The 695-nt window shown below is 77.1% G+C and carries 1 protein-coding gene; it reads left to right on the top strand.

The window, feature by feature from the left end; all coding sequences use genetic code 11:
* Positions 1-695: PLP-dependent aminotransferase family protein (locus B7767_RS36015; RefSeq protein ID WP_143652821.1), on the top strand; the 695-nt coding region annotated here is incomplete at both ends.

Consider the following 695-nt stretch of genomic DNA (forward strand, 5'->3'; position numbering starts at 1 on the left):
GCTGACCACCGCCCTGCGCGCACTCGCCCCACCGGGTGCCCCCGTCCTCGTCGAGTCGCCCACCTATCCCGGCATGCTCGCCATCGCCCGCACCGCCGGACTGCGCCCGGTGCCCGTCCCGGTGGACGCGGACGGCGTACGGCCCCCGCTGCTCGCGGACGCGTTCCGCGCGACCGGTGCCCGCGTCCTCGTCTGCCAGCCGCTGTTCCAGAACCCCACCGGCGCCGTGCTCGCCCCCGGCCGGCGCGGCGAGGTGCTGCGCATCGCCCGCGAGGCGGGCGCCTTCGTGGTTGAGGACGACTTCGTGCGGCGACTGGTGCACGAGGACGCGGGCCCGCTGCCGCGCCCGCTGGCCGCCGACGACCCCGACGGGGTGGTGGTGCACGTCTGCTCGCTGACCAAGGCGACCTCGCCCAGCTTCCGGGTGAGCGCGCTCGCCGCGCACGGCCCGGTCCTGGAACGGCTGCGGGCCATCCAGATCGTCGACACCTTCTTCGTGCCCCGCCCCCTGCAGGAGGCCACGCTGGAACTCGTCGGCTCGCCCGCCTGGCCGCGCCATCTGCGCGCGGTCTCGGCCGCGCTGCGGGCCCGCCGGGACGCGATGATTGCCGCGCTCCGCCTCCACCTGCCCGAACTCGCCCTGCCGCACGTCCCGTCCGGCGGCTACCACCTGTGGCCGCGGCTGCCCGCCGGCG

Origin of the sequence: Streptomyces sp. 13-12-16, from assembly GCF_002114215.1 — a bacterium.
Taxonomy (GTDB): domain Bacteria; phylum Actinomycetota; class Actinomycetes; order Streptomycetales; family Streptomycetaceae; genus Streptomyces.